This window comes from Burkholderia sp. BCC0097, assembly GCF_902832985.1.
GTDB lineage: Bacteria > Pseudomonadota > Gammaproteobacteria > Burkholderiales > Burkholderiaceae > Burkholderia > Burkholderia orbicola.
This window is the reverse complement of record NZ_CADFDM010000004.1, coordinates 348,728-362,767: the sequence shown is the minus strand read 5'-3', so window position 1 is coordinate 362,767 and position 14,040 is coordinate 348,728. Positions and strand designations below refer to the sequence as shown.

General features: G+C 67.5%; 12 protein-coding genes. 3 read left to right on the top strand and 9 right to left on the bottom strand.

Going from position 1 to position 14,040, the window contains the following annotated elements; translation table 11 throughout:
- Window positions 1-135 precede the first annotated feature (135 nt).
- Window positions 136-1,614, top strand: a complete 1,479-nt coding sequence (locus HWX07_RS15370; RefSeq protein ID WP_175876788.1) for an aminotransferase class V-fold PLP-dependent enzyme — start codon at window positions 136-138, stop codon at window positions 1,612-1,614.
- Between the two features lie 93 nt (window positions 1,615-1,707).
- Here HWX07_RS15370 and HWX07_RS15365 read toward each other — a convergent pair whose 3' ends face one another.
- Entirely contained in the window at window positions 1,708-2,499 is a 792-nt protein-coding gene (locus HWX07_RS15365) for a helix-turn-helix transcriptional regulator (RefSeq protein WP_175876787.1), read from the bottom strand.
- A gap of 109 nt (window positions 2,500-2,608) precedes the next feature.
- Here HWX07_RS15365 and HWX07_RS15360 point away from each other — a divergent pair, with 109 nt between their 5' ends.
- Window positions 2,609-3,688: a zinc-binding alcohol dehydrogenase family protein gene (locus tag HWX07_RS15360; RefSeq protein ID WP_175876786.1), complete on the top strand. Its 1,080-nt coding sequence runs from the start codon at window positions 2,609-2,611 to the stop codon at window positions 3,686-3,688.
- A gap of 15 nt (window positions 3,689-3,703) precedes the next feature.
- Here HWX07_RS15360 and HWX07_RS15355 read toward each other — a convergent pair whose 3' ends face one another.
- Window positions 3,704-4,804 carry a DJ-1/PfpI family protein gene (locus tag HWX07_RS15355; RefSeq protein ID WP_175876785.1) on the bottom strand — a complete coding sequence of 367 codons (1,101 nt, stop codon included), beginning with the start codon at window positions 4,802-4,804 and terminating at the stop codon, window positions 3,704-3,706.
- Window positions 4,805-4,892: 88 nt separating this feature from the next.
- On the opposite strand from HWX07_RS15355, the gene HWX07_RS15350 reads away from it, so the two are divergent.
- Complete coding sequence (locus tag HWX07_RS15350; RefSeq protein WP_175876784.1) at window positions 4,893-5,903, top strand: AraC family transcriptional regulator; 1,011 nt, start codon at window positions 4,893-4,895, stop codon at window positions 5,901-5,903.
- Window positions 5,904-5,993: 90 nt separating this feature from the next.
- Here HWX07_RS15350 and HWX07_RS15345 read toward each other — a convergent pair whose 3' ends face one another.
- The 7 genes from HWX07_RS15345 to HWX07_RS15315 all read right to left on the bottom strand — a co-directional run bounded on the left by HWX07_RS15345 (window position 5,994) and on the right by HWX07_RS15315 (window position 14,039).
- On the bottom strand, window positions 5,994-6,386 hold the full coding sequence (locus tag HWX07_RS15345; protein ID WP_244129997.1) for a 2-oxoglutarate dehydrogenase: 393 nt from the start codon (window positions 6,384-6,386) through the stop codon (window positions 5,994-5,996).
- An 82-nt stretch (window positions 6,387-6,468) separates the two neighbouring features.
- Window positions 6,469-8,316, bottom strand: a complete 1,848-nt coding sequence (locus tag HWX07_RS15340; RefSeq protein ID WP_175876782.1) for a peptidase S10 — start codon at window positions 8,314-8,316, stop codon at window positions 6,469-6,471.
- 697 nt (window positions 8,317-9,013) lie between these two features.
- Window positions 9,014-10,828, bottom strand: a complete 1,815-nt coding sequence (locus HWX07_RS15335) for an ExeM/NucH family extracellular endonuclease (protein ID WP_175876781.1) — start codon at window positions 10,826-10,828, stop codon at window positions 9,014-9,016.
- Window positions 10,829-10,997: 169 nt separating this feature from the next.
- Window positions 10,998-11,939: a CopD family protein gene (locus HWX07_RS15330; protein ID WP_175876780.1), complete on the bottom strand. Its 942-nt coding sequence runs from the start codon at window positions 11,937-11,939 to the stop codon at window positions 10,998-11,000.
- Window positions 11,936-12,316 carry a copper homeostasis periplasmic binding protein CopC gene (copC, locus tag HWX07_RS15325; RefSeq protein WP_034175001.1) on the bottom strand — a complete coding sequence of 127 codons (381 nt, stop codon included), beginning with the start codon at window positions 12,314-12,316 and terminating at the stop codon, window positions 11,936-11,938. Before copC ends, HWX07_RS15330 begins: the two co-directional genes overlap by 4 nt.
- Window positions 12,317-12,332: 16 nt before the next feature.
- Window positions 12,333-12,677, bottom strand: a complete 345-nt coding sequence (locus HWX07_RS15320) for a copper-binding protein (RefSeq protein ID WP_175876779.1) — start codon at window positions 12,675-12,677, stop codon at window positions 12,333-12,335.
- Between the two features lie 66 nt (window positions 12,678-12,743).
- Complete coding sequence (locus tag HWX07_RS15315; protein ID WP_175876778.1) at window positions 12,744-14,039, bottom strand: copper oxidase; 1,296 nt, start codon at window positions 14,037-14,039, stop codon at window positions 12,744-12,746.
- Window position 14,040: the final 1 nt, after the last annotated feature.

Genomic DNA, 14,040 nt, shown 5'->3' with positions numbered 1-14,040 from the left:
GAAACCAATTCCCCCGTTCCCCGCCCCGAGAAAACATAATTCCACTTCGAGCCGCATCTTCAGCCAACTTTGGATCCTTTTTCCCTTCTGTCCCCCGTATCATTTCCGTCACTACGCAATCAGCAAGAGACGGACATGAGCGACACCACCCCGCTGCACTACCTTGACTACGCAGCCACGACCCCAGCCGATCCCCGCGTGATCGAAGCGATGACGGCCTGCCTCGGCTTCGACGGCATCTTCGGCAACCCAGCATCCAGCTCGCATGCCGCCGGCCGGCTCGCGAAAGACAAGGTCGAGCACGCCCGCGCGCAAGTGGCCGCCCTCATCGGCGCGGACGCCGACGAGATCGTCTGGACCTCGGGCGCCACCGAATCGAACAACCTCGCGCTGAAGGGCTATGCGGAAAACGCGACCGGCAAGCGCCACCTGATCACGAGCCGCCTCGAGCACAAGGCCATTCTCGACACGATGGCGAACCTGTCGAAGCACGGCATGCAGGTCACCTTCCTGACGCCCGACGCCCACGGCGAAATCACCGCCGACGCGGTGGCGGCCGCGATCGGCCCGGACACGGGCCTCGTGTCGCTGATGCTCGTGAACAACGAGATCGGCACGCTGACCGACATCGGCGCGATCGCCCGCATCGTGCACGCCGCCGGTGCACTGCTCCACGTCGATGCCGCGCAGGCGCTCGGCAAGACGCCGATCGACGTGCGCGCGCTCGGCATCGACCTGATGTCGATGTCCGCCCACAAGGTGTACGGCCCGAAAGGCATCGGCGCGCTGTTCGTCCGCCGCGAGATCGCGAGCCGGATCGCGCCGCAGATCCACGGCGGCGGCCACGAGCGCGGGCTGCGTTCGGGCACGCTCGCCACGCATCAGATCGTCGGCATGGGCGTCGCGTGCGAAGTCGCCGCTGAAAAACTCGACGGCGAAGCCGCACGGATCGCGGCGCTCGGCGCGCGGCTCATCGAAGCGCTGTCCACGCTCGGCGACGTCACGCAGAACGCGGCCACGGCCCGCCGCATCCCGCACACGCTGAGCCTGACGGTGCACGCGCCGGGCTTCTTCCCGTTCATGCTCGGCGATGCGCTCGCCGTGTCGTCCACCTCCGCATGCAATTCGACCAGCGGCGCGCCGTCCCACGTGCTGACCGCGATCGGCCTCGATGCGGAAGCGGCCGGCCGCACCGTGCGCATCAGTTTCGGGCGTTTCACGACGGAGCAGGATGTGGACTACGCGATCGCCTGTTTCGCGCGGGCGATCGAGCAATGCCGGGCAGCCGCGGCGACCGGCTTCACCGCGTCGCGGCAGATCACGCCGGCCGACCTGAAGGCGATCCGCAATGCCGGCTTCCGTGCGGTGATCTGCAATCGGCCGGACGGCGAAGGCGCGGATCAGCCGGCGTTCGAGGAGATCGCCGCCGCCGCGCGCGAACTGGGCATGGACGCGCGCTACCTGCCGGTCGAACGCGATCGCATCGGCGATGCGGAAATCGATGCGTTCGGCGCACTGGTCGACACGCTGCCGAAGCCGGTGCTCGCGTATTGCCGCAGCGGCAGCCGCTCCGGCATGCTGTGGAATCGGCTGTCCGCGCGACGCACGGCATAAGCCGCTCCCCGCCGTTACGCCCAACCACCTGCGCTCACGCATGGAGCCGATGCTTCGCCGCGTGGCCGCCAGGTGGCGCCGGTCACTTCCGCGTCACGTCTGTTCATCGCCGCTCACCGGCGTATAGATCGCCAGCTTCAGCGCGGGATCATCGTTCGCCTGAAACGTCGCGTACTCGTAGCGCTGCGTGCCGCGTCGCGCATGCACGAGCACCTTCTCGCCCGACACGCCGCTGCGCACGTCGTGCGCATCCCACCATTGCGCAAACTCACCGCTGCCGGTGCGCAAGCGCGCGACCAGTTCGACGAACGCCGGATCGTTCGCGTAGAGATCGTGGTTCGTGCGAAACAGCGCGATCATCCGGCGCGCCTCGTCGGCCCAGCCCGCGGCGAACAGCGCACGCGCATGCGGCTCGATGAACATGTAGACGAGGATGTTGCGATCGGCTGGCGCCAGCCGGTCGAAGCCGAGCAGATCGGCCGCGGCCGCATTCCACGCGAGGATGTCCCAGCGCCGGCCGGTCACGTAGGCAGGCTGCTGAAGATGCGCGACGAGCCGCGCGATGGTCGGCGGCACGCGTTCCGGCACGAACGCACGTGACGCATCGCGCCGCGCGAGCATGCGCAGATGCGCGGCTTCGGCCTTGTCGAGCCGCAACGCGCGCGCCAGCGCGTCGAGCGTCGCATCCGACGGGTTGACGTCGCGCCCCTGCTCGAGCCGCACGTACCAGTCGACGCCGATGCCCGCCCGTTCCGCGACTTCCTCGCGCCGCAGGCCGGGCGTGCGCCGGCGCGGGCCGTCGTGCAGGCCGACGGCATCCGGGCGCAGCTTCTCGCGCCGCGAGCGCAGGAAATCGCCGAACGGGGTTCGCGTGGTGACGGTCATCGGGTTCGCTCCGTGCTGAGTGGTACCGGCCGATCCTGGGTTCGCGCCGGGCCTTGTTGCGAATTCTAAGCCTGCCAGAATCGACGCGTCCCTACCCCGAGGAAGCGTCATGAAAGCTGCGATTCTGAAGTCGCTCGGCCAGCCGCTCGCGATCGAAACGATGCCGGAGCCCGTGCTCGGCACCGGCGAAGTCATCGTGGATGTCGTCGCGACACCGGTCCTGTCCTATGCGCGGGAAGTGTTCAGCGGCGAGCGCCGCTATCCGATCGAACTGCCGATGGTGCCGGGCTGCGGCGCGATCGGCCGGGTCCGGCAAACCGGCCCCGACGCGACGCGGTTGCAGCCGGGCGACTGGGTATTCTGCGACCCGACCGTACGCTCGCGCGACGACGCACGGATGCCCGACATCGTGCTGCAGGGCTGGAGTGCACGCGGCGAAGGTGGCAAGCAGTTGCAACGCTACTTTCACGACGGCCCGTTCGCCGAGCGGCTGCGCGTGCCGACCGAGAACGCGGTGCGCATCGGCGCGATAACGCCGGCCGACGCCGCGCGCTGGTGCGCGCTCAATACGCTGCTCGTGCCGTACGGCGGCCTGCTTGCGTCCGACCTGCGCGCCGGTGAAATCCTGCTCGTCAGCGGCGCGACCGGCAATTTCGGCAGCGCTTGCATCGCCGTCGCGCTGGCGATGGGCGCACGATGCGTGGTCGCGCCCGGCCGCAATGCACGCGTGCTGGCGGATCTCGAACGCCGCTTCGGCGAACGCGTGCGCACGGTCGCGCTGACCGGCGACGAAACCGCGGACCGCATCCGCATGCAGCAGGCGGCGCCCGGGCCGATCGACTGCGTGATCGACCTGATGCCGCCGTCGGTGCCGGCGACGACGGTGCGTGCCGCCGTGATGGCCGTGCGTCCTTATGGACGCGTGGTGCTGATGGGCGGCGTCGGCATGCTCGGCGGAGCAGGGCTCGAACTGCCGTACCCGTGGATCATGCGCAACGACATCACGCTGCGCGGCAAATGGATGTACCCGACGGAAGCCGTGACGCTGATGACGGGGCTCGTGCGCGGCGGGCTGCTCGACCTCGGGCATTTCGACGTGACGGTCTTCGCGCTCGACGACGCGAACGAAGCGGTCGCGCACGCGGCGGAACATGGCGGCCCGTTCAGGATGACGGTGATCGCGCCTTAGCCTGCGCGACGGGTGCTACTTCGGATACTCCAGTTGCAGCGCGACCCAGCTGGACGTCGCGTCGTCGTAGCGCGCCGTGATATCGGCGAGCACGCCGGGCAGCACCGAATCGCCCCGCCGGCCAGCGGGTATCGTCACACGCGCGTGCCGGACATCGGCCGGCTGCACCAGCAACCGCAGCCCGTGCCTCGACTCGACCACGCTCGCATCGGCCGTCGCGACGACGTCACTGCGCCAGGTCCGCCCCCATGCGTCGGCGGTCAACGCAACCGTGAGTTCGTCGAACCCGCTTTCGACCGGAAGATCGAATGTCTCGTGCCGCCAGAACGCGACGCGGTTCATCAATGCAATCGCCACCGCGCGCGCGGTCAACCCGAACCGGCCACCGTCGTGGTCATCGCTCCATACCTGCACGCCGAGGCCCCGCGCCGTCTCGCGCGCCGCGCTCGGGCCGGCCAGCACACCCAGCAACGCCAGCGAAGCGGGAATCGATGCGGACACGCCGGTCGTCGTCATGACGTTGCCGTCCATCACGTAGCGACGATCGTCCACCCAGGTCGTATCGGTAAAGCGGCGACGCAGCCCCTCGCGCGAATACCAGTGCGACGTCGCGGTGCGCTGCCGCAGCAGGCCGGTGTTCGCGAGCACCTCGGCGCCATCGCAGATCGCCACCATCGTCGCGCCGGCAGCAGCCTGCTTGCGTAGCCAGGCCAGCACGGCCGGCCGGTCGGCGCGGTGCATCGCGGGAACGATCACGACATCCGCCCCCGACGGAACCGTCGCGTCGAACCGGTCGAACGTGGTATCGGCCAGCACGCGTAGAGCCGGCATCAGTTCGACCGCGCCTTCGTCGGCCGACACGGCGACGACATCGACGGCGCCGGAGCGCTTCAGAATCGCGTACGGAACGATGAAATCGGTCGTCTCCGTGCCGGCGTTGTCCGCGACGACCGCAACGAGCGGCCGCGTGCGGCCCGCCTTCGGCATGCCGATCGTCAGCGTCCGGGCCGCCGCCGGCGCATCTTCCGCCATCGCCCGCGTCGGCCACCCCAATGCCCACGCACCCAGCAGCCCGCACATGAGCAACACCGCGCTGCCTGTCTTCCGTTCCCGCATCGCCCACCCGTATCGATCGATTGCATGTCCGGGAAATTACAAGGATCATGCTCGCGGTCACAAGGACAACTCCACCGCACTTTCCGCCATGTCCCAGTCAAACTGTTCGGCACGCGACGTCGTCGTCGTCGGCTTCGAAGGCGTCCAGTCGCTCGACATCACGGGGCCGATGGAAGTGTTCGCGGTCGCGAACCGTCATCTTCCGGAGCACGCCGCCCCATACCGGCTCACGCTCGCGTCGCAACATGGGGACGACATCGTCACGCACGCGGGCCTGCGCCTCGCCGGCGCGGCCGCACTGGCGGCACTGCCCGCACGAATCGACACGATCATCGTCGCGGGCGGCGCTGAAGCGGCGCTGCGGCACGCGGCGTCGGAAGCCGGCGTGCTGCCGTGGCTCCGCACGCGGATCGCGGACACGCGGCGCATCGCGAGCATCTGCACGGGTGCGTTCGTGCTCGCCGCCGGCGGATGGCTGGACGGCAAGCGCGCGACCACGCACTGGAACCAGTGTGCGACGCTACAGGCGCTCTGTCCCGACGCGCGGATCGAACCGGACGCGCTCTACGTGAGCGATCCGCCGTTCCATACGTCGGCCGGCGTGACGGCCGGCATCGATCTGTGTCTGGCACTCGTCGAGGCGGACTGCGGTGCGCCCACCGCGCTCGCGGTCGCGCGCGAACTCGTGCTGTTCATGCATCGTCCTGGCGGACAGGCGCAGTTCAGCGTCGGGCTCGACATCCAGGCTCGTGCGACGCCGCGCATGCGGTCACTGCTCGCCGACATCGCCGACGATCCGGCCGGCGACCTCGGCGTCGCCGCGCTGGCCGCGCGAATGCACATGAGCGAACGGACCTTCGCGCGCAATTTCTTCAGGGAGACCGGCGTGTCGCCCGCGCAGTACGTGCTGGCCGCGCGTGTCGAGCGAGCGAAGGCGCTGCTGGAGCGGGCCGACTGGCCACTCGAACGGATCGCGGAGCGCGCGGGATTCGGCAGCGTGGACGCGCTGCAGCGTGCGTTCGCGAAACGCGTCGGCACCTCGCCGCGCGACTATCGCGCGCGCTTCGGGCCGCGACGCGAGAGGCGGCGGAGGGAATAGGACGCCGGGCGATCCAGCGCCTGCGCCCGCCGACCATTCGGCGGCCCGCGCGACCGAAAGCCGCACCGGCCGCCGCCCTGCCCGGCTACATCACTCGTCCTGCTGTTCCTGCTGCGCCTGCACCTGCCGCTGCCGGATGAACTGCCGGACATCGCTCAGCGTCACGCGGCCGGTGTGCTTCGCATCGATCTCGTCGAAGTGCTTCGACACGAAGCCGAGCCCGCTGCTCTGCGCCTGCGCCTTCGTCACCGCCGCGCCGTTGCTCAGCACGGTTTTGCCGCCGAGCCGCGCGTCGACGCGCTGTTGCGCCTGCTGCTGCAAGGCCGCGCCGGTCGACGGCAACACCGGCGCCGCCCGCGTGGCCGGAAAGAACGGACCGTCGACACCGCGCCCGCCGTGCGGCAGCTTCACCGGCGCCACCGCCTGCGGCGGCAACGCATGGGCACTGCTCATCACGGCACCGAGCACGATCAACGGAGACATACGCCGCATCAATTGGATTAGGGACATGATCGCTCGCATTCAATGGATGAAGAGAGGGTTCCTTTGATAAGGACTCCGTCGCTCAAGGGGCTGCCGCCAGCGTCGTCGCGGCCGTCGCGCTCGGGACGCTGCCGGTCGGGACGCTCGGCGGGTTTTCATCCGGCCACGGCGGCGGCAGCGTGTGCAGCGTCAGCGCCGTCGGAATCCGCGCGCCCTTGTAGAAGGTCTGCAAATCCCGCTTCATCTGCGGGCGGGCGACGTCGTCCAGATAGATCATGTGACCGCCCTGGAAGAAGTTCACCTGCAGCTTCGGATTCAGGCCCTTCACCGTCTGCAGCCGCGCGAGTTGCTTCTCGGTGCTGAAGAACGGCGTCGCGAGATCGTGGAAGCCGTTCTCCGCGAGCACGCGAAGCTTCGGGTTGAGCTGCAGCGCGCCGAGCAGATCGGGGATCGTGTCCGGCATCGGCTGGCCGTCGTGCGAGAAGTCCCAGACCTCGATGATGTTGTCGTTCAGCGGCAGGTACGTCGCGTTCGGGGCCGTATAGCCGAGGTAGTCCGGCATCTGCGTCGCGAGCGCGTTCGTGAACGGCTGCGAGATCAGGATGTCGGACGGATCGCCGTCGTTCTGCAGCCGCGGGTCCGAATTCGGCAACGACACGCGCCCGTCATACCGGCCGATCGTCGTGCCGGGCAGCAGGCTCGTGCCGAACGGATTCGCGTTGAAGTAGCCGCGCAGCGCCTGCTGCGTGAGGCTCGACGGAATCGACCACAGCCTGAGCGTCGCATCGCTCGGGAACACCGGCGTGCCGAGCGCATCCGGAATGCCAAGCTGGCTCAACACCCACGACTGCGAGTACTTCTGCAACTGGCTGTAGATCAGCGTCGTGAACAGTTCCGTCTGCAGTGCGTACAGACCCTGGTTCACCGGCGCCGGCGACACCTGGTTGAAGTACGCGGCGACCGCCGCGTAGCCGGGCAGATAGCCGGCCACCGTATCGGTGTCGAGCAGCAGCCCTTCGGTCGACTGCGTGATCGCCACCGCTTCCACCGCGTCCGCGAAGTAGTTGAGGATCGCCGACTGCAGCACGATGCCGGTCAGGTGCACGCCGGCCGATTCGAGCGCGAGCGCCAGCATGTCGGTACGCGGCGTGCCGTACGATTCGCCGTACAGGTAGATCGGCGACGTGCCGCGGCTGTTGACGTTCAGGTAGCGCTGGATGAAGTCGCGCATGATGTTCACGTCCACGTCGGAACCCCAGTACTTCTGGTTGGTGTTCGGCAACACGGCTTCCGACAGCCCGGTGCCGGGCGGGTCGATGAACACGAGGTCGGTGGTGTCGATGAGGCTCTCCGCGTTGTCGACGAGCGGATAGTTCGGCCAGTTGTTGCCGAACAGCGGATCGGGCGTGGCCACGCGGGTCGGCGCGAACGAGCCGAGCCGCAGCCAGATCGACGACGAGCCGGGCCCGCCGTTGTAGACGAACGTGACCGGGCGCGGCTTGCCGTTCGTGCTGGGCGCGGTGTACGCGACATACGACATCGACGCTTCCGGATTACCGCTCGCGTCCTGCGCGGTCAGGTGGCCGGTGGTGGTCGTGTAGTCGATCGTCTTGCCGCCGCCTTTCCACTGGTAATGCATGACGGCCGCTTTCTCGGACACCTGCGACGGCGCGAGGCCGTCGGTCGCGTTCATCGAGTACGCGACCGGGTCGACGTACGGCTGGTTGGCCGCAGGCGCCTGGGTGCCGACCGCCTGCGCGCTGGCCTGCTGGCTCGCGGTGGCCTGCGCAAGGCTCGACGCGCCGACGGACGACGAATCGTCGCCGCCGCAAGCCGCGAGCGCCAGTGTCATGGCGGACAATACGCCTAGCCCGGCCAGCCGGCCGCGACGAACACGGCGGCTGCCGATACTGCTCCTGTCTGGTTTCATCTCTTTCCTTTGGCTTCGGATACCGCATCACAAAGGCCGCCAACGCCTGCGACACGCGCAGGCCGACCCGCCACTCGCGTTGCACGGTCGGCAGTCGGCGGTTGGGAATGGGACTTCTCAGAGACTGAACTTGATACAGACACAGCAAACTGCTGGCGAGAATGATGCCCGGACGCGCCCCCTGCAGTTTGGCCTACTTTGTGTATTACCGAAATTTACGACATGACAAAAATAGGCGGTGCTGCGCCGCGTTGTCAAAGATCATTCGGATATTAAAAATCCCGCAATGATGCGAAGGCCGGACAGTGTCTGGCATTTGAAAGGAAGCGGGATTATGCGTGGAAGGCGCGCTTTACCGGCAATGCCCCGCCGAGTGTTTTAATTTTCCGCACGACGTAGAAGCCGCTACTGCATTGACGCAGTGCGTTCAAAGCCTTCAGATCGGCAGGGCAATTCTTTCATTTTTATTATGGCCAATCGATTAACGCAATGCCGCGGCATGCGCGCGGCATTGAATGATTCGATTCACTTCAATCAGGCTTCAATCGCGGCATTGATGTGCATCGCATCATCCATAAAATACCGGTTCGATTAATTCTTCGCGGCATTATTTACCCGATATTCAAACGGCTTTCGTGGACAGGCGCGATGCCGGTATTGCCGCGCATCGCGCCCGTCTTGAAGACTCGAGCCGCGATTACTTCCCGCCGCCCGGCAGCGCGATATCGATCAGCACCGGATCGTGATCCGACGAACGATACGCATCGGCCGCGTAGAACGTCTTCTGCTGCTCGGCCGACTTGTACGCAAGCGTGTACTGCAGCGCGAGCGGCTCGTCCGCGTTGATGTGCCATTCGTGCACGGCCTTCACGTGCGACGCGAGCGGCAGCGTCGCCAGTGCGTGGTCGAGATAGCCGGCTTCGCCGTTGTACACGTAGCTGTACGCGTTCGCGCCGATCCAGCGCGCGACGAGGTTGCGGTAGCCGCGCGATTCCAGCGCGCGGATCGGGTCTTCGTACGTGTAGCTGTTGAAGTCGCCGATCAGCAGCACGCCCTGGCTCTTGACCCCCGTCGGGTTGCCGGCCAGCCAGTCGGCGACCTTCGCCGCCGCGCGCGTGCGCGTCGGGTTCCAGCAGCCTTGACCATCGCCCTGGTCGAGATCGTCGTTCGCGGCGTCCGGGCAGTTCTTCGACTTCAGGTGGTTCACGGCCACCGTCAGCGCCTGCTTGTTGCCGCCGATCAGCCGGAACGACTGCGCGAGCGGCTGGCGATTCTTGTCGTCGATCGCGAGCGTCGCCGCGCGGCCGACCGGTTCGACCTTGCGGCTGTCGTAGATCAGCGCGACCGCGATCGCATCGCCGCCGAGCCGCGACGTGCCCGGATCGACCACGCGCCAGTGGTTGCCGAGCTTCGCCGCGAGCTGGCGCACCGCGCTCAGTTCGCCATAACCGTTGTTCTGGATTTCCATCAGGCCGATCACGTCGGCGTCGATGGCCTTCAGCGCGCTGACGATCTTCGCTTCCTGGCGCTGGAACTCCTGGAACGTCTTCGCGCCGCGATTGTTCGGATCGTCGAAGCCGCCGCCGAGACCGTTGCCGTTGAAGTAGTTCAGTACGTTGAACGACGCGACGCGCAGGTTCGATTTCGGATCGCGCGCCGGTGCATTGGTGCGCGGGTTCGAACGCGCGTCGAACGCCGGCACGGCCGCGCCGGGCAGCGGCTGCACGCGCCATGCGCCGTAACGCACTTCGAGCACGCCTTCCACGTCGCGCACGGTGTAGCCCGCGCGCAGCGTGTTCGCGGCCGACAGCCCCGGCGCAGGATACGGCACGGTCGCGGGGTTCTGCTTGTTCGAGCCGTCGTCGAGGATCAGTCGGTTGCGCGCGTTCGCGTCGATCTGCGTCTGCGCCTGCGCGGGCGGCACGACGCTCGTCGGCGTACGCAGGCGGCCGTTGCTGAGCATCACGCTGCCGTAGCGGCCGAGTTCGTAGTTGTCGGTGACGCTCAGCGTCTGCGGCAGGCGCACGAGCATCCCTTCGTATGCGGCGAACGCGCTCCGGCTGTCGACCGGCAGCGTGAGCGTCGCGGGCGTGACCGTCTGGCCGTTCGCGCATACCGCGATCGCGCCCTGCAGCGTGAGCTGCGTCTGCCCGTATTTCTCCTCGACCTTGCCCGTCACGTGCACGAGATCGCCGGCCTTCGCGCGCGCTTTCGGCGCATAGACGAACAGGCCTTCGGACACGCCCGGCTGGTTGCGGCGCTGCGCGTCCGCCTGCTGGACGAAGAAGCCGCCGAAGCCGTCGGTGCCGCCGAAATCGGCGGTGACGACCGCTTCGATCGAGGCGTTCTGACCGGCGAGCGGCGACGGCGCGCCTGCCCCCTGGATATCGGCGATCGGCGTCGTGCTGCCGCCGCAATTCGCGCTGACGGGCGCGGCAGTGGCGGCGAATACCGGCGCGGCGAGCGTCGGGAGCAGCAATAGCGGGGCAAACAGGCGGATTGTCGAGCGCATGGCGGGAATCCCGGTTGTGAGGGTGGCGAAAGCTTAGCGGCGCTCGGTGACAGTTTTTGGTAATCGGGAGACAGGCCGATGTAATTGTCATCATCACGCCGCGATCGCCATGCGTCGTCCGGTCAAGTCTCGACAATGCAGCCGATCTTCCGACGACGAAGCCCCGCCGCTAGGCCGTCCCCGGCAATGCGCTCGACACGAGCACGGCCGCCGCCATCAGCACGCCGCCGAGCACGACCGCCTCGGCTCGCAGCACCGTGCCGAACCGTTTCAACGCGCGTACCGGTATCGCGGCGGCCGGGTCTTTCAACGCGGCCAGCAGCTTCGGCATCCCGAAGAAGCGATTGTGTCCGCCGAGCATCGCGGCAATCAGCACGAGCACAAGCTTCAGCAGCAGGATTTGCCCGTACGTCGACGCGAACAGGTTGGCGGGCGTATCGACGCCGCGCCAGCCGTTGTACGCGCCGGTTGCGAACAGCACGACCAGCGCGTAAGTGGATGCATCGGACAGCGACTGCACGAACGATGCGCCCGTCGCGCGTTCGCTCGCCGGCATGCGGGCGAGCCGCGACATCACGCCGAATGCCGTCACGAGCACGAGCCCCACCCACGCGCTGATCGCCAGCAGATGCAGCCAGTCGATCCACACCGGCACGCTGAACAGCCCGGCGTCCACCGGATGGCCGCCGTTGCTGCGCGCCAGCGCGACACAAGCGAGGGCAGCCACCATCGCGAGCGGAAACCGCGTGTCGTTCGCGCGTCCGACGAACGACAACAGCACGACGACGAGCATGAACACCGCTCCGGCCAGCCACGCATGACCGAAGCCGGTGCGCGCGAGCATCGAACACACCGCCGGCCCTGCGTCGAGCAGCGACACCTCGCTCATCAATGCGCAGTGCGCCCAGAATGCGGCGACGCTCGCGAGCAGCGATACGACGGACGCAATGCGCAGCGTCGCGGCGAGCCGCCGGCCAACGTCGCGCTGCCACGCGGACACGCCGCGTGCGAGCCAGTGCCGGCCGAGCAATGCGCCGACGACGACCGCGAACCCGGCGTTCTGGATCGCCACCGCCACGAGCCGCAGCAGGCCGACGATGCCGTCGTTCATTCCTTCACCCGGAACGTATAGGCGCCCTTCGTGCGATGCGCATCGGCCGTCATCGCCGCCCACTGTACGGTGTACGCGCCTGCCGCAAGCTTCGGTATCGCGACGGTCATCACGCGCGGGTTCGACGCGTCGACCTTCGCCTTGTCCTGCGTGACGGCGTTGCCGCTCGCGTCCGACACCTTCACCGAGCTGAACGCCGGTTCGAGGTCTTCGTTGAACGTGAGCCGTACCGTGTCGGGCGCCGCATCGACCGTGCCGCCGGCCGCCGGTACGGCGCGCTCCAGCTTGCCGTGCGCCGACGCCGCGACCGGTGCGCCTGCGAAGATGGCGGTAGCAGCGGCAAAGCCGGCCAGCCGCTTGAGCATCGAGATCGTCATGTTCACGCGCTCCGCTTCACGGCTTCTTCAGCTCGACGACGGTCAACGCACCGTCCACGTCCTCGGCGACGAAATCGATCGTATCGCCCACCTTCACCTGCGCCAGCATCGCCGGGTCCTTCACCTTGAACACCATCGTCATCGCGTCCATCCCGAGGTTCTCCAGCGGGCCGTGCTTGATCGTCAGCTTGCCGGCCGTCGTGTCGACCTTGCGGATCTCGCCGTGCGACATGCGCGACGCCGCGGCGTCCAGCTTCGCATTCGCGCTCATGTCCATGCCGGCCATGTCGCCGGCCGCGTACGACGCCGCGGAGAACGCCAGCGCGCACCCCGTCGCCATCAAAACCAGTCCCTTCTTCATCGTGTCGACTCCCGTGTGAGTGAATGGAAACCGGCGGCCGCATCGACGCGGCCGCCGCATGCTGCTTCAGCCGTCCGGCAATTCGCCGGTGTATTCGTATGCGACGGTGCCCTTCGGATGCCGGAACCAGCCCGGATCGCGATAGTCATTGCGGCCCAGCCCTTGCCGCACCTTGAGCACGGTGAACATCCCGCCCATCTCCAGCGGCCCGAACGGGCCCGTGCCGGTCATCATCGGCAGCGTGTTGTCGGGCAGCGGCATCTCCATGCCGCCCATCGCGCCGCCCGTGCTGCCCATCGCCATGTAGTCGGGCACGAGCTTGCCGATGCGCTTCGCGAGATCCTTCTGCGGCACGCCGATCAGGTTCGGCACCTGATGGCCCATCGCATTCATCGTGTGGTGCGACTTGTGGCAATGGAACGCCCAGTCGCCCGGACGATCGGCGGTGAACTCGATCGCGCGCATCTGGCCCACCGCGACATCGGCCGTCACTTCCGGCCAGCGGGCGGCCGGCGGAATCCAGCCGCCGTCGGTGCCCGCGACCTCGAAGCTGTAGCCGTGCAGGTGGATCGGGTGGTTCGTCATCGTCAGGTTGCCGAAACGAATCCGCACGCGGTCGCCGGCGCGCACCGGCAATGGATCGATACCCGGGAACACGCGCGAGTTGAAGGTCCACATGTTGAAGTCGGTCATCTCGTTCACGCGCGGCGTGTAGCTGCCCGGGTCGATGTCGTACGCGGCGAGCAGGAACACGAAATCGCGATCGACCGCCATCGTGCCGCGGTCCTTTGGATGCACGATGAACATGCCCATCATCCCCATCGCCATCTGCACCATCTCGTCGGCGTGCGGGTGATACATGAACGTGCCGTGCGCTTCGAGCTGGAACTCGTAGACGAAGGTCTTGCCGGGCGGAATGTGCGGCTGCGTGAGGCCGCCGACGCCGTCCATCCCGTTCGGCAGCCGCATACCGTGCCAATGGATCGTCGTATGCTCGGGCAGCCTGTTCGTCACGAAGATGCGGACCTTGTCGCCTTCGACGGCCTCGATCGTCGGGCCCGGCGACTGGCCGTTGTAGCCCCACAGGTTCGCATTCATGCCGGGCGCCATCTCGCGCACGACGGGCTCGGCCGTCAGGTGGAATTCCTTCCAGCCGTTCTTCATCCGCCACGGCAGCGACCAGCCGTTCAGCGTCGCGACGGGCGTGTACGGGCGGCCGTTGGGCGGCACGAGCGGCGGCTGCGTGCCGGTTTTCGCCATCGTAGGCGCGTCGGGCAACGACGCGGCGCCAGCCTTGCTGACCATCGCCGCACCGAGCAGCGCGGCGCCCGAGCCGCTGAGAAATTGTCGACGGGACACCATG